The sequence below is a fragment of the Burkholderia anthina genome (assembly GCF_902498995.1).
Taxonomy (GTDB): Bacteria; Pseudomonadota; Gammaproteobacteria; order Burkholderiales; family Burkholderiaceae; genus Burkholderia; species Burkholderia anthina.
Genome location: NZ_CABVLY010000006.1, coordinates 264,632 through 279,808, shown reverse-complemented (window position 1 = coordinate 279,808; position 15,177 = coordinate 264,632). Strand labels below are relative to the sequence as shown.

General features: G+C 64.0%; 15 protein-coding genes and 1 tRNA gene. 14 read left to right on the top strand and 2 right to left on the bottom strand.

Annotation, left to right across the window (positions count from 1 at the left end):
- A partial coding sequence (locus BME24068_RS11135; RefSeq protein ID WP_174926076.1) for an NAD(P)/FAD-dependent oxidoreductase occupies positions 1–233 on the bottom strand: 233 nt, incomplete at its 3' end.
- Between the two features lie 178 nt (positions 234–411).
- Between BME24068_RS11135 and BME24068_RS11130 the strand changes: the two genes are divergently transcribed.
- Together BME24068_RS11130 and BME24068_RS11125 are read left to right on the top strand one after the other, a co-directional pair.
- Positions 412–1,188, top strand: coding sequence for an SDR family oxidoreductase (locus tag BME24068_RS11130; RefSeq protein WP_096506850.1), 777 nt, complete (start codon positions 412–414; stop codon positions 1,186–1,188).
- A gap of 32 nt (positions 1,189–1,220) precedes the next feature.
- Positions 1,221–1,652: an acyl-CoA thioesterase gene (locus BME24068_RS11125; RefSeq protein WP_174926075.1), complete on the top strand. Its 432-nt coding sequence runs from the start codon at positions 1,221–1,223 to the stop codon at positions 1,650–1,652.
- Positions 1,653–1,757: 105 nt separating this feature from the next.
- Here the strand turns inward: BME24068_RS11125 and BME24068_RS11120 are convergent, their stop codons facing one another.
- Positions 1,758–2,303 carry a LuxR C-terminal-related transcriptional regulator gene (locus BME24068_RS11120; protein WP_096506848.1) on the bottom strand — a complete coding sequence of 182 codons (546 nt, stop codon included), beginning with the start codon at positions 2,301–2,303 and terminating at the stop codon, positions 1,758–1,760.
- 224 nt (positions 2,304–2,527) lie between these two features.
- Here BME24068_RS11120 and BME24068_RS11115 point away from each other — a divergent pair, with 224 nt between their 5' ends.
- From BME24068_RS11115 to pheT, 12 genes are all read left to right on the top strand, one after another.
- On the top strand, positions 2,528–3,232 hold the full coding sequence (locus tag BME24068_RS11115) for a CoA transferase subunit A (protein WP_012328363.1): 705 nt from the start codon (positions 2,528–2,530) through the stop codon (positions 3,230–3,232).
- 1 nt (position 3,233) lies between these two features.
- On the top strand, positions 3,234–3,875 hold the full coding sequence (locus tag BME24068_RS11110) for a CoA transferase subunit B (protein ID WP_098549025.1): 642 nt from the start codon (positions 3,234–3,236) through the stop codon (positions 3,873–3,875).
- Positions 3,876–4,071: 196 nt separating this feature from the next.
- The gene (locus BME24068_RS11105; RefSeq protein WP_174926074.1) at positions 4,072–4,968 is read left to right on the top strand and encodes an alpha/beta fold hydrolase; all 897 of its coding nucleotides are present in this window, start codon (positions 4,072–4,074) and stop codon (positions 4,966–4,968) included.
- Between the two features lie 78 nt (positions 4,969–5,046).
- On the top strand, positions 5,047–5,400 hold the full coding sequence (locus tag BME24068_RS11100; protein ID WP_174926073.1) for a RidA family protein: 354 nt from the start codon (positions 5,047–5,049) through the stop codon (positions 5,398–5,400).
- 40 nt (positions 5,401–5,440) lie between these two features.
- A complete protein-coding gene (locus BME24068_RS11095) occupies positions 5,441–7,675 on the top strand; it encodes a RelA/SpoT family protein (protein ID WP_174926072.1) in 2,235 nt (744 codons plus the stop codon).
- Between the two features lie 96 nt (positions 7,676–7,771).
- Positions 7,772–7,848 (top strand) — tRNA-Val (locus tag BME24068_RS11090).
- 269 nt (positions 7,849–8,117) lie between these two features.
- On the top strand, positions 8,118–10,025 hold the full coding sequence (gene thrS / locus BME24068_RS11085) for a threonine--tRNA ligase (RefSeq protein WP_096506843.1): 1,908 nt from the start codon (positions 8,118–8,120) through the stop codon (positions 10,023–10,025).
- A 49-nt stretch (positions 10,026–10,074) separates the two neighbouring features.
- Positions 10,075–10,599, top strand: a complete 525-nt coding sequence (infC, locus tag BME24068_RS11080) for a translation initiation factor IF-3 (RefSeq protein ID WP_080599380.1) — start codon at positions 10,075–10,077, stop codon at positions 10,597–10,599.
- A gap of 188 nt (positions 10,600–10,787) precedes the next feature.
- Entirely contained in the window at positions 10,788–10,985 is a 198-nt protein-coding gene (gene rpmI, locus BME24068_RS11075) for a 50S ribosomal protein L35 (RefSeq protein WP_004191477.1), read from the top strand.
- Between the two features lie 30 nt (positions 10,986–11,015).
- Entirely contained in the window at positions 11,016–11,375 is a 360-nt protein-coding gene (gene rplT, locus BME24068_RS11070) for a 50S ribosomal protein L20 (protein WP_004192938.1), read from the top strand.
- 230 nt (positions 11,376–11,605) lie between these two features.
- Entirely contained in the window at positions 11,606–12,619 is a 1,014-nt protein-coding gene (gene pheS, locus BME24068_RS11065; protein WP_006753318.1) for a phenylalanine--tRNA ligase subunit alpha, read from the top strand.
- 95 nt (positions 12,620–12,714) lie between these two features.
- A complete protein-coding gene (pheT, locus tag BME24068_RS11060; RefSeq protein ID WP_174926071.1) occupies positions 12,715–15,144 on the top strand; it encodes a phenylalanine--tRNA ligase subunit beta in 2,430 nt (809 codons plus the stop codon).
- Positions 15,145–15,177: the final 33 nt, after the last annotated feature.

Genomic DNA, 15,177 nt, shown 5'->3' with positions numbered 1-15,177 from the left:
GGGAACAGCTCGGTGATCGCGCGCGGGTCCATCACCGCGCCCGACAGGATGTGCGCGCCGATCTCGGAACCCTTCTCCAGCACGCACACGCCGATCTCGGCGCCTTTCTCGGCGGCCAGCTGCTTGAGCCGGATCGCCGCAGACAGCCCGGCGGGGCCGCCGCCGACGATCACGACGTCGTATTCCATCGATTCGCGCGGGCCGTACTGCTCGATGAGGCTTGCGGGGGTCATTGGCGTTCCTCTAACCGTTAGAATGCTTTTATTCGGGACCGTATTGTCTGCGAAACGAAACGCTTGCCGCAACAGCATGCGAATAGATTAGCACGATCGTTCTATTTTTTGTGCTAGGGTTATGCTGCACGGGACAGGGCGCCCGCCGTGGCGAAACGACATCGAAAGGGGATGTGCAATGGGTCGATCGATCAATCTGGAAGGCAAGGTTGCGCTGGTCACGGGCGCGTCGAGCGGCCTCGGGCAACGCTTCGCGCAGGTGCTGTCGCAGGCCGGCGCAAAGGTCGTGCTCGCGAGCCGCCGTGTCGAGCGCCTGAAGGAACTGCGTGCGGAGATCGAAGCGGCGGGCGGCGCCGCGCATGTCGTGTCGCTCGACGTCACCGACGTGCAGAGCATCAAGGCGGCCGTCGCGCATGCGGAGACGGAAGCCGGCACGATCGACATCCTCGTGAACAATTCGGGCGTGTCGACGATGCAAAAGCTCGTCGACGTGACGCCGGCCGATTTCGAGTTCGTGTTCGATACGAACACGCGCGGCGCATTTTTCGTCGCGCAGGAAGTCGCGAAGCGGATGATCATGCGCTCGAACGGCACCGGCAAGCCGCCGTACCGGATCATCAACATCGCGTCGGTGGCCGGCCTGCGCGCGTTTCCGCAGATCGGGCTGTATGCGATGAGCAAGGCCGCGGTGGTGCAGATGACGCGTGCGATGGCACTCGAATGGGGGCGCCACGGGATCAACGTCAACGCGATCTGCCCGGGCTATATCGATACCGAAATCAATCACTACCTGTGGGAAACCGAGCAGGGCCAGAAGCTGCAGTCGATGCTGCCGCGCCGGCGCGTCGGCAAGCCGCAGGATCTCGACGGGCTGTTGTTGCTGCTCGCGGCCGACGAGTCGCAGTTCATCAATGGCTCGATTATCTCCGCCGACGACGGCTTCGGCGTCGCGTGAGCGGATGACATTCAGCAACAAAGAAGGCAGCAATGAGCGATTACTCCCCCGTTTTTGAAATGTCGATGCCGATCCGCTGGGGCGACATGGATGCGTTCGGCCACGTGAACAACACGGTCTATTTCCGCTACATGGAGCAGGCCCGGATCTCGTGGTTCGAGGCGCTCGGCATCGCGGGCGGCAACGGCGAGGGGCAGGGGCCTGTCATCGTCACCGCGTCGATGGAATTCCTGAAGCAACTGCATTATCCGGGCGACGTGATCGCGACGATGTCGGCCGCGAAGCCCGGCCGCAGCAGCTTCGACACGGGTTTCGAGCTCACGCGCGCGGACGATCCGCACCACGTTTATGCGCGCGGCAACGCACGCTGCGTGTGGGTCGACTACGCGCTCGGCAAGTCGGTGCCGCTGCCGCAACTGCTGCGCGACACGATCGAGCGCGCGCTGGCGGCGAAGGTCGACTGAACGCGGCAGCGATGAATCCGGCGCGGGCGCGCCGGTGTGTCGCCATGTCAGGATGTTCCCCGAATCGGCCGCGTCTAGCGGCCGATTGTCATTGCGGCCCCGCTTTCATTGGCCGAGCAGGCGCTGCAGCAGTTCCGGCGTATTGTTCGTTCCGTATTTGCGCATCAGCCGCGCGCGGTAGATGTCGACGGTGCGCGAACTGATGTCGAGCACGCGGCCGATCTGCTTGCTGGTCTTGCCGGTGGCGAGTTGCGCGGCGATCTCGCGTTCGCGCGGCGTCAGTTCGACGGCGACCCGGCGCGTCGCGCTCAGATCCTCGAAGGTCCACACGCCGGCCGCGAGCGGCGCGGTGCGGTCGAGCGCGCGGCCCGTCACGTGGCACCAGAACAGCTCGCCGTCCGCCCGTTTCATGATTCTGTCATCGGAGTAGACGCCGTTCGCGACCATCACGCGAGAGATGCGCTCGCCGATCCGCTGGAATTCGTCCGGCGACGGATAGAGCACTTCATAGGATTTTCCGATCAGATCGGCCCGCGCGCAGCGGAAGATCGACGCCAGCGCGTCGTTGCAGTCCTCGATCACGCGGTCGCGCGACAGCACGAGGCCGAGCGGCGCGAGGTGGAAGGCAGTCTGGTAATCGAGAGCGGGCATGGCGCAGGCAAGCGGAGGCAAACGCTTATGTATTTTTGCGTATTGTGCCGCATCCGCGCCGCATCGTACCCTTTCAGGCATCTCGCGGCGGTTTGCTGCGATATAAAAACAGCGCGTTTCGACGCACGCATTGCCGCGCATGCATAGAATGATGCGGCAGGCTTGCGGGCCGTGTAGGCGCGTGAACCGGTTTGACTGGTTTCCATAGAGGAAGGGACATACAGATGAACAAAGTCTATCCCAGCGCGGCTGCCGCGCTGGAAGGGATCGTCCGCGACGGACAGACCTTCGCGGTGGGCGGCTTCGGCCTGTGCGGGATTCCCGAGGCGCTGATCGCCGCGCTGCGCGATTCCGCGGTCAAGGGCATCACCTGCATCAGCAACAATGCGGGCGTCGACGGCTTCGGTCTCGGCCTGCTGCTGGAAACGCGCCAGATCAAGAAGATGATCTCGTCGTACGTCGGCGAGAACAAGGAGTTCGAGCGCCAGTACCTGGCCGGCGAACTCGAGCTCGAATTCACGCCGCAGGGCACGCTCGCCGAGAAGCTGCGCGCCGGCGGCGCGGGCATCCCGGCGTTCTTCACGAACACGGGCTACGGCACCGTGATCGCGGAAGGCAAGGAAACGCGCCAGTTCGGCGATCGCCACTACGTGCTCGAGCCGTCGCTGACGGCCGACGTCGCGCTCGTGAAGGCGTGGAAGGCCGACAAGTCCGGCAACCTGATCTATCGCCGCACCGCGCGCAACTTCAACCCGATGTGCGCGATGGCGGGCAAGATCACCGTGGTCGAAGTCGAGGAGATCGTCGAGAACGGCGCACTCGATCCGGACCAGGTTCATACGCCCGGGATCTTCGTGCAGCGCATCGTGCTGAACGCGACGCCTGAAAAACGCATCGAACAACGCGTCGTACGCGCGAAAGGAGACTGACATGGCCTGGAATCGTGACCAGATGGCCGCGCGCGCGGCGAAGGAACTGCAGGACGGCTTCTACGTGAACCTCGGCATCGGCCTGCCGACGCTCGTCGCGAACCACGTGCCGGAAGGCGTCGAGGTGTGGCTGCAGTCGGAAAACGGCCTGCTCGGCATCGGCCCGTCGCCGACCGACGACGAAGTCGACGCCGACCTGATCAACGCCGGCAAGCAGACCGTCACGACGCTGCCGGGTTCGTCGATCTTCTCGTCGGCCGATTCGTTCGCGATGATCCGCGGCGGCCACATCAACCTCGCGATCCTCGGCGCGATGCAGGTCAGCAAGAGCGGTGACCTCGCGAACTGGATGATCCCCGGCAAGATGATCAAGGGGATGGGCGGCGCGATGGACCTCGTCGCGGGCGTGGGGCGCGTGGTCGTGCTGATGGAGCACGTCGCGAAGGGCGACCAGCACAAGATCCTCGAAGCCTGCAACCTGCCGCTGACGGGCGTCGGTGTGGTCGACTTGATCATCACCGATCTCGGCGTGATCGAAGTGACGCCGGCCGGCCTGAAGGTGCTGGAGCTCGCCGACGGCGTGAGCGCCGAAGAGATCCAGACGAAGACGGGCGCGCCGCTCGACGTGAGCGCGGTCGCATAAGTTCGCCGCGCGCGAGCGCGGTCGCGACGCCCCGCATGCCGGACAACGGCATGCGGGGCGTTTGTCATTGGAGGCGCGCGCATGCCGATGCTTCCAGCGCGTGCCGACCCGCGCGGGCGAAGCGGTTTACAATCGTTTGCATCGGGCAACGCGTGCGTTGCCCGCCGCGCCGCCCACGTTCGACAGGATGCCAACGATGCCAACAACCTCAGCGAATCCTCCGGTTCCCCGTCTGCGACGCGTGCAATGTGCAAGCGCCGCCGGCCTTCATCATGTCGCCTATACGGAATGGGGCGACCCCGCCAATCCCCGCGTGCTGCTGTGCGTGCACGGCCTGACCCGCTCGGGGCGCGATTTCGACCGGCTTGCCGCGGCATTGTCCGACACGTATCGCGTCGTCTGTCCCGACGTCGTCGGGCGCGGCCGGTCCGACTGGCTTGCCGATCCACGGCATTACGCGATTCCGCAATATGCGGCCGACATGGTGACGCTGATCGCGCGGCTCGATGTCGAATCGGTCGACTGGTTCGGCACGTCGATGGGCGGGCTGATCGGCATGGCGCTCGCGGGGTTGCCCGGCTCGCCGCTGCGCCGGATGATCGTCAACGACGTCGGTCCGCGCATCGAGCCCGATTCGCTCACGCGCATCGGCGAATATCTCGGCGTGCAGCCGAGCTTTGCGACCGAGCAGGAAGGCGTCGACTACCTGACGTCGCTGTCGCTGCCGTTCGGCGCGCTGAGCGGCGACGAGTGGCGCGAGATCAACGGGCCGTTGCTGCGCGAGCTGCCCGACGGCCGCTGGACGATGCGCTACGATCCGCGCATCGCCGAACCGTTCAAGGCGACGACACCGGAGCTGGCCGCGCTCGGCGAAGCCGCGCTGTGGCGTGCGATCGAGACGACGGGCGCATCGCTGCTGGTCGTGCGCGGCGAAAGCTCCGACCTGCTGTCGCGCGAGACGGCGGCCGAGATGGTGCGTCGCGGCCGGCATGTGAAGCAGGTCGAGATTGCGGGTGCCGGCCATGCGCCGGCGTTCATCGGCGCCGACCAGATTGCGCTTGCCCGCCGGTTTTTCGTCGAAGGCGACGCATAATCGCGTCATAATATGCGGTTCGGCGGCACGCGGGCTGCGTTGTCGCCGACTCTTCACTCATTCAGACCGGAACATTCCATGGCAGTCATTCGTCACCACGTCGGGGCCCGTCTCTCCGAAACCGCGATCCACAACGGTACCGTGTATCTGGCCGGCCAGATCGCCGAAGACACCATCCAGGACATCCGCGGCCAGACGCGCGAAGTGCTCGGCCACATCGATCGCCTGCTCGCGGAAGCGAACAGTGACAAGGCACATCTGCTGTCGGTACAGATCTACATTTCCGATCTCGCGAACTTCGAAGGCATGAACGCGGAGTGGGACGCGTGGGTCGCGCAGGGCAACACGCCGCCGCGCGCCACCGTCGAGGCGAAGCTCGCGGATCCCGCGCTGCTCGTCGAGATCGTCGTCGTCGCCGCGCAACGGAGCTGAGCGAAGCACCGACGATGACCGCATTGCACCAGGCCGTACGATGACCGAGCCCGCTTCCGCTGCTTCCGTCGCGACGCCACCGTTCGACGACGTGCTCGCGTTCGTGCGCGAGCGGGCCGGCGACGCGCGCCTGTCGTCGGGTGAACTGCTCGCCGATCACTCGGCCGGCACGGCGTCGATCATGCGCACGCTGAACGTCGATCCGCACGCGATGCAGGCGGCGGCGTTGTTCGTGCTGACGCCGCATCTGAGCGACCCCGAGCGAGAACTGACCGAGCGCTTCGGCGAAGAGGTCGCGCGGCTCGTGGCCGATGTGCGCAAGCTGCTGCGGCTCGGCACCGTCAGCCTGCGCGCCGCGCAGAACGCGATGCCCGACACCGGGCGCGACGCGGCGGAAGAGCGGCGCACGCAGATCGAAGCGCTGCGCAAGATGCTACTCGCGTTCGCGCAGGACATCCGCGTGGTGCTGATCCGGCTCGCGTCGCGCTTGCAGTCGCTGCGCTACTACGCGGCGGCGAAGATCGATCCGCCGCCCGACGTCGCGCGCGAGACGCTCGAGATCTATGCGCCGCTCGCGAATCGGCTCGGCATCTGGCAATTGAAATGGGAACTCGAGGATCTCGCGTTCCGCTTCGAGGATCCGGTCACCTACAAGCGCATCGCGAAGCTGCTGGACGAGAAGCGCATCGAGCGCGAAGCGTACGTCGCGCAGGCGATCGAGCGGCTGCAGCACGAACTGGCGGAAGCGCATATTCCCGCCGACGTGAGCGGGCGGCCGAAGCATATCTACAGCATCTGGCGCAAGATGCGCGGCAAGGAGCTCGATTTCTCCGAGCTGTACGACGTGCGTGCATTCCGCGTGATCGTGCCGGACATCAAGGATTGCTACGCGGTGCTCGGCATCGTGCATCACCTGTGGCAGCCGGTGCCGAAGGAATTCGACGACTATATCTCGCGGCCGAAGCCGAACGGCTACAAGTCGCTGCATACGGTCGTGATCGGCGACGACGGCCGCGCGTTCGAGGTGCAGATCCGCACGCAGGACATGCATCGCTTCGCCGAGTACGGCGTCGCCGCGCACTGGCGCTACAAGGAAGCCGGCACGCGCGGCTACGGCGGCCAGTTCTCCGCGAGCGACAAGTACGACGAGAAGATCGCGTGGCTGCGTCAGTTGCTCGCATGGAAGGACGACGTCGAGGACGGCACCGAGGTGTCGGGCGACCAGGCGTGGGCACAGCTGCGCGAGACGTCCCTCGACGACGACCACATCTACGTGCTTACGCCGCAGGCGCGCGTGATCGCGCTGCCGCAGGGCGCGACGCCGGTCGATTTCGCGTATCACCTGCACAGCGAGCTGGGTCATCGCTGCCGCGGCGCGCGCGTCGACGGCGTGATGGTGCCGCTGAACACGTCGCTCGCGAACGGCCAGACGGTCGAGATCGTCGCGGTGAAGGAGGGCGGCCCGTCGCGCGACTGGCTGAACCTGCAGCTCGGCTACCTGAAGAGCCCGCGCGCGCGCCAGAAGGTGCGTGCATGGTTCAATTCGATCGAGCAGGAAGAGAACATCGCGCACGGCCGCGCGCTCGTCGAAAAGACGCTGCAGCGCGAGGGCAAGACGTCGGTCAACCTCGACAATCTCGCCGCGAAGCTCGGCTTCAAGTCGCCCGACGAGTTGTTCTCGGTGGTCGGCAAGGAAGAGTTCAGCCTGCGCAACGTCGAGCAGGCGCTGTCCGATGCGCCGCCGCCGGAGCATGCGCCCGAGGCGCCCGCCGATTTCGAGAAGCGCAGCAGCGGGGCGAGTGTTGCGCACGGCGCGTCGACCGGCGTGCTGGTGGTCGGCGTCGATGCGCTGCTGACGCAGCTCGCGCGCTGCTGCCGTCCGGCGCCGCCCGATCCGATCAGCGGTTTCGTGACGCGCGGCAAGGGGATGTCGATCCACCGCAGCGACTGCCCGACTTTCCAGCGAATGGCCGAGCGCGCGCCGGAGCGCGTGCTGCAGACGACCTGGTCGGCCGACGTGCTCGGCGGGCGCGGCGCGTCCGTCTATCCGGTCGACCTGATGATCGAGGCGAGCGATCGCCAGGGATTGCTGCGCGATATTTCCGAAGTGTTCGCGCGGGAGAAGATAAACGTGGTCGGCGTGAAGACGCAGAGCCGCCGCAATGCGGCATTCATGCAGTTCACGGTCGAGGTGTCGAACTCGGCGCAGGTGCAGCGCGCCTGTACGCTGCTCGGCGAAGTGCCGGGCGTCGTGCGGGCGGGGCGGAAGGCGTGACGGCCGTTTGATGGGGTTGGAGCCCCGTTATTTTGCTGCGACCGCATAAAAATACTTGCCAAGTTAGCGAGCGCTCCATATAATCTTAGCTTCACTAGGCTCGTAGCTCAGCTGGTTAGAGCACCACCTTGACATGGTGGGGGTCGTTGGTTCGAGTCCAATCGAGCCTACCAACGAATTGAGAATGCCCGGCTTCCGGGTGTTCGATGCAGTAATAACTCAACGCGAACAAGGCGAATACGGTTATGACACCGCGAACGTTGACCGAAACCTTTTCGGAACGACGCTAGTCGAGGAACGTTTTCGCCCTTTCAGCCTGAGTGAAGTATCGAATGCGGCCCCTCGAAAGCGGGGCCGCATTTTTTTTGTCGCGAAATTTCGCGCGTGACTTTTATATCGCGTGCCTGGTTTGCCGCCCACTGTTGGTATCACGGAGATTGCTATGGTTTCGATACGCTTGCCTGACGGCTCAGTTCGACAATACGAGCATCCGGTGACAGTTGCCGAGGTTGCTGCCTCGATCGGTCCCGGCCTTGCGAAAGCTGCGCTTGGCGGCAAGCTCGACGGCGAGCTCGTCGACACGTCCACGGTCATCGATCGCGACGCATCGCTCGCGATCGTCACGGACAAGGATGCCGACGGTCTCGACATCATCCGTCACTCGACCGCGCACTTGCTCGCGTATGCCGTGAAGGAGCTGTATCCGGACGCGCAGGTGACGATCGGCCCGGTGATCGACAACGGCTTCTACTACGACTTCTCGTACAATCGCCCGTTTACGCCCGAAGATCTGGAAAAGATCGAAAAGCGCATGCAGGAGCTCGTGAAGAAGGACGAGCCGGTCACGCGCCGTGTCGTGTCGCGTGACGAGGCGGCCGGCTATTTCCGCAGCATCGGCGAGAAGTACAAGGCCGAGATCATCGAGTCGATTCCGCAAAGCGACGAAATCAAGCTGTACTCGCACGGTGGCTTCACCGACCTGTGCCGCGGCCCGCACGTGCCGTCGACCGGCAAGCTGAAGGTCTTCAAGCTGATGAAGGTCGCGGGCGCGTACTGGCGCGGCGACTCGAAGAACGAGCAGTTGCAGCGCATCTACGGGACGGCCTGGACCAGGAAGGAAGACCAGGATCAATACCTGCACATGCTCGAGGAAGCGGAGAAGCGCGACCACCGCAAGCTCGGCAAGCAGCTCGACCTGTTCCACATGCAGGAAGAGTCGCCGGGCATGGTGTTCTGGCATCCGAAGGGCTGGGCGCTGTGGCAGCAGGTCGAGCAGTACATGCGCCGCCGCGTGAACGATGCCGGCTATCTCGAGATCAAGACGCCGATGATCATGGACCGCTCGCTGTGGGAAGCGTCGGGCCACTGGCAGAACTACCGCGAGAACATGTTCACGACGGAGTCGGAGAAGCGCGACTACGCGATCAAGCCGATGAACTGCCCGGGTCACGTCCAGGTGTTCAAGCACGGCCTGCGTTCGTACCGCGACCTGCCGCTGCGCTACGCGGAATTCGGTTCGTGCCATCGCAACGAGGCATCGGGCGCGCTGCACGGCCTGATGCGCGTGCGCGGCTTCGTGCAGGACGATGCGCACATCTTCTGTACGGAAGAGCAGTTCATTGCCGAGTCGATCGCGTTCAATACGCTGGCGATGAGCGTGTACAAGGATTTCGGGTTCGAGCACATCGACATCAAGCTGTCGCTGCGCCCTGAACAGCGTGCGGGCACCGATGAAACGTGGGATCGCGCCGAGCAGGGCCTGCGCGACGCGTTGACGGCGTGCGGCCTGTCGTGGGAAGAGCTGTCGGGCGAGGGTGCGTTCTACGGCCCGAAGATCGAATACCACATCAAGGATGCGCTCGGCCGCTCGTGGCAGTGCGGCACGCTGCAGCTCGACATGGTGCTGCCGGAGCGCCTTGGCGCCGAGTACGTCGCGGAAGACAACAGCCGCCGCCGGCCCGTGATGCTGCACCGTGCGATCGTCGGTTCGATGGAGCGATTCCTCGGCATTCTGATCGAGCACCATGCCGGTGCGATGCCGGTCTGGCTCGCGCCGTTCCAGGCAGTTGTGCTCAATATCGCCGAAAGTCAGGCGGAATATGCACAATCTCTGGCCCAAACGTTGCAAAAACAAGGGGTTAGAGTGGCGGCCGATTTGCGCAACGAGAAGATTAGCTATAAAATACGCGAGCACACGCTGGAAAAGGTGCCTTATCTCCTCGTCGTGGGCGATAAGGAGCGTGATGCGCAAACGGTAGCCGTGCGTGCCCGTGGCGGCGTCGATCTTGGCGTTATGCCGATCGAAGCCTTCGTTGAGCGTCTGCAGGAAGACCTGCGCTCGTTCAAGTAACCGCCCTGGCAGCGCGGCTCGTTTTTTTAATTTTTAGAGGAAACGTAACATCGCTACTGATAAGTCGTCGCATCGCATCAACGGTGAAATCACTGCGCCGGAAGTGCGTCTGGTCGGGCTCGAGAACGAACCGCTCGGTATCGTAAAACTCGCTGATGCTTTCCGTAAATCGGAAGAACTGGATGTCGATCTGGTGGAAATCGCGCCGCAAGCGGTTCCGCCGGTCTGCCGTCTGATGGACTACGGCAAGTTCAAGTATCAGGAGTCCAAGAAGCAGCACGAAGCGAAGCTGAAGCAGAAGGTCATCCAGGTGAAGGAAGTCAAATTCCGCCCGGGTACCGATGACGGGGATTACAACGTCAAGCTTCGCAACCTCGTGCGCTTCCTCGAAGAGGGCGACAAGACGAAGATCACGTTGCGTTTCCGCGGCCGTGAAATGGCTCACCAGGAGATCGGTATGCGGATGCTTGAGCGTCTGCGCACGGATCTCGAGGAAGTCGGCCAGGTTGAGCAGATGCCGAAGATGGAAGGGCGCCAGATGATCATGGTGCTCTCGCCGAAGAAAAAGAAGTAACGGGCCTGCGCGATGCGCGCAGGTTCGTAAGTGGTTCGGTGCGTGGCCCGGTCAGGGCGGCGCACCAGCAATGACGGCGGCTGCGCAAGCGGGTCGCCGTACACAAGTGGACTGGGTTTCGAAGGGCGGGTCAAGGGCGCAAGCCAACCGCACACCCATCGCCATCTAATAAACTGGAGTTGTTCGTCATGCCTAAGATGAAGACCAAGAAGAGTGCTGCAAAGCGCTTCGTGGTGCGTCCGGGCGGTACCGTCAAGCGCGGTCAAGCCTTCAAGCGTCACATCCTGACCAAGAAAACCACGAAGAACAAGCGTCACCTGCGCGGCGCAACGGCAGTTCATGATTCCGATCTGAACTCCGTCCGCGCGATGCTGCCGTTCGCGTAACCCCTCAACTGATACTCTAAGGAGAGAAACATGCCTCGAGTCAAACGTGGGGTAACCGCACGGGCCCGCCACAAGAAGATCATCAACCTGGCCAAGGGTTATCGCGGCCGTCGCAATAACGTCTATCGCATCGCCAAGCAAGCGGTGATGCGCGCTGGTCAGTACGCGTACCGCGATCGCCGCAACAAGAAGCGTGTGTTCCGCGCACTGTGGATCACGCGTATCAACGCGGCAGTTCGCCAGCACGACATGACCTACAGCGTGTTCATCAACGGCCTGAAGAAGGCGTCGATCGAACTCGACCGTAAGGTCCTGGCCGACATGGCGGTGTTCGACAAGGCTGCTTTTGCTGCGATCGTCAAGCAGGTGAAAGCCGCCGTTGCAGCCTAATTGAGAAATTAGCACTGCGTGGTTAGTTGCAGCGATGTTCCGGTAGTCTCGGCCGCTGCAGCGAAAACGGGGCTCTTCCGAGCCCCTTTTTTATCGGCCCTCGCCGGGCCGCCCCAAGAGGGTCGATCGCCCCCTCGGGGGGGCAGCGAACGAAGCGAGCGTGGGGGCTTTTTATTTGGCGGGGCGATTTCGCACGCCAAGATCGAATGACGTTGGAAATGATGGGATCTATGGATCTGGACCAGATTGTCGCCGACGCGCAGCAGTCCTTCGAACAGGCTGCCGACATCACCACGCTCGAAAACGAGAAAGCACGATTCCTCGGCAAGTCGGGTGCGCTGACCGAGTTGCTCAAGGGCCTCGGCAAGCTCGATCCCGAAGCACGCAAGACCGAAGGCGCACGCATCAACGTCGCGAAGCAGCAGGTTGAAGCCGCGCTGACCGCACGTCGCCAGGCGCTCGCCGACGCACTCCTGAACCAGCGCCTCGCCGCCGAGGCGATCGACGTCACGCTGCCGGGTCGCGGTGCCGGTGCAGGCAGCCTGCACCCCGTGATGCGCACGTGGGAACGCGTCGAACAGATTTTCCGCTCGATCGGTTTCGACGTGGCCGACGGTCCCGAAATCGAGACCGACTGGTACAACTTCACGTCGCTGAACAGCCCGGAGAATCATCCGGCGCGTTCGATGCAGGACACCTTCTACGTCGAAGGCAAGGATGCCGACGGCCGCCAGTTGCTGCTGCGCACGCACACGAGCCCGATGCAGGTGCGTTACGCGCGCATGAACCGTCCGCCGATCAAGGTCATCGCGCCGGGCCGCACGTATCGCGTCGACAGCGATGCGACCCACTCGCCGATGTTCAATCAGGTCGAGGGGCTGTGGATCGACGAGAACATCAGCTTCGCCGACCTCAAGGGCGTCTATACCGATTTCCTGAAGAAATTCTTCGAGCGCGACGACATCCTCGTGCGCTTCCGTCCGTCGTATTTCCCGTTCACGGAACCGTCGGCCGAGATCGACATGATGTTCGAGCACGGCAAGAATGCCGGCAAGTGGCTCGAGATCTCCGGCTCGGGGCAGGTGCATCCGACCGTGATCCGCAACATGGGCCTCGATCCCGAGCGCTACATCGGCTTCGCGTTCGGCAGCGGCCTCGAGCGCCTGACGATGCTGCGCTACGGCGTCCAGGATCTCCGGCTGTTCTTCGAGAACGACCTGCGTTTCCTGCGCCAGTTCGCATAACGCACGCGCCGTGCCGACATGTGCCCGCGCATGCCCCGCCGGACGTTTCCGCGGGGCCCGGGCGTCGATCTAACCTGTTTCGAACGTAGACATCCATGCAATTCCCTGAATCCTGGTTGAGAACCTTTGTCGACCCGCAGCTGACGACCGACGCACTGTCGCACGCGCTGACGATGGCGGGGCTCGAAGTCGAATCGCTGAGCAAGGCCGCGCCGCCGACGTCGAAGATCGTCGTCGGCCGCGTGCTCGAAGTCGTCAAGCATCCGGATGCGGACAAGCTCAATGTCTGCCAGGTCGACGCCGGCACCGGCGCGACGCTGAACATCGTGTGCGGCGCGCCGAACGTGGCGCCCGGCATCAAGGTGCCGGTCGCGCTGGTCGGCGCGGAACTGCCGCCGGCAGAAGAGGGCGGCAAGCCGTTCGCGATCAAGCTGTCGAAGCTGCGCGGCGTGGAGAGCCAGGGGATGCTGTGCTCGGCACGCGAGCTGAAACTGTCCGAAGACCACAGCGGCCTGCTGATCCTGCCGGAAGACACGCCGGTCGGCCAGGACATCCGCGATACGCTCAATCTCGACGACACGGTCTTCGAAATCAAGCTGACGCCGAACAAGGCCGACTGCCTGTCGGTGTTCGGCATCGCACGTGAGACGGCCGCGATCACCGGCGCGCCGCTGACGCCGGTCGACATCCGCCCGGTGCGCGCCGAACTCGACGAGACGCTGCCGGTGCGCATTGCCGCGCCCGATCTGTGCGGCCGTTTCTCCGGGCGCGTGATCCGTGGCGTGAATGCGCGCGCGAAGACGCCGCAGTGGATGGTCGAGCGCCTCGAGCGTTCGGGTCAGCGCAGCGTGTCGGCGCTCGTCGACATTTCGAACTATGTGATGTTCGAGCTTGGCCGTCCGTCGCACGTGTTCGATCTGGACAAGATCCACGGCGGCATCGAGGTGCGCTGGGGCAAGCGTGGCGAGTCGCTGAAGCTGCTGAACGGCAACACCGTCGAACTCGACGAAACGGTCGGCGTGATCGCTGACGATCATCAGGTCGAGAGCCTCGCGGGCATCATGGGCGGCGACAGCACGGCCGTCACGCTCGATACGGCCAACATCTACCTGGAAGCGGCGTTCTGGTGGCCGGACAGCATTCGCGGCCGTGCGCGCAAGTACAACTTCTCGACCGATGCGGCCCATCGCTTCGAGCGCGGCGTCGACTACGCGACGACTGTCGAGCACGTCGAGCGCATCACGCAGCTGATTCTCGACATCTGCGGCGGCAAGGCCGGCCCGGTCGACGATCAGGCGGTGAACCTGCCGCAGCGCGCGCCGGTGAAGATGCGCGTGTCGCGCGCGAACCGCATCATCGGCGTGAAGATCGATGCCGACGAGATCGCGAACATCTTCACGCGCCTCGGCCTGCCGTTCGAGCGTGACGACGACGCGTTCCTGGTCACGCCGCCGTCGCACCGCTTCGACATCGAGATCGAGGAAGACCTGATCGAGGAAGTGGCGCGCATCTACGGTTTCGAGAAGATCCCGGCACGTCCGCCGGTCGCGACGAGCGAGATGCGTGCGACCAACGAGACGCGACGTTCGATTCACGACATCCGTCATGCGCTCGCGGCGCGCGACTATGCGGAAACGGTCAACTTCAGCTTTGTCGATGCAGAGTGGGAGCACGATTTCGCCGGCAACGACAACCCGATCCGCCTGCTGAACCCGATCGCGAGCCAGCTTTCGGTGATGCGCACGACGCTGTTCGGCAGCCTGATCTCGGTGCTGCGCCACAACCTGAACCGTCGCGCGGATCGCGTGCGCGTGTTCGAGGCCGGCCGCGTGTTCCTCGCCGATCCGTCGATGAAGGCGGGCGAGCTGACGGTCGAAGGCTACACGCAACCGAAGCGTGTCGGCGCACTGGCTTACGGGCCGGCGGTCGACGAGCAATGGGGCGTGGCTACCCGCGCGGTCGATTTCTTCGACGTGAAGGGCGATCTCGAGGCGCTGCTCGCGCCGGCTGCTGCGCGCTTCGTGAAGGCCGAACATCCGGCCCTCCATCCGGGCCGCAGTGCGCGTATCGAAATCGATGGTCGCGTGGTCGGCTGGATCGGCGAGCTGCACCCGCGCCTGATGCAGAAGTACGAGCTGCCGCACGCGCCGATGATGTTCGAAATCGACGCGGACGCGCTGATCGCGCGTGCGCTGCCGGCGCCGACCGACGTGTCGAAATTCCCGCCGGTTCGCCGCGATATCGCCGTTGTGGTCGATCAGGCAGTCGAGGTTCAGGCACTTTTCGACGAAATGAAGAAGGCGCTGGCCGAAGACGCCTGCCGATTCGTTCAGAAGGTTGTACTCTTCGACGAATTTCGTGCAAAATCAAATACTTCCGGTGGTCTTGCCGCGCACGAGAAGAGCCTTGCCTTCCGCGTGACGCTGCAGGACGCGGCTGGCACGCTACAGGACGAGGTCGTCGATCAGGCGATCCAGACGCTGGTTGAGCGGATGGCTCGTGCTGGTGCGCGTCTGCGCGGCTAAGGAGAGGAGCCGCCCGTTCGCGGGTGGCTTTTC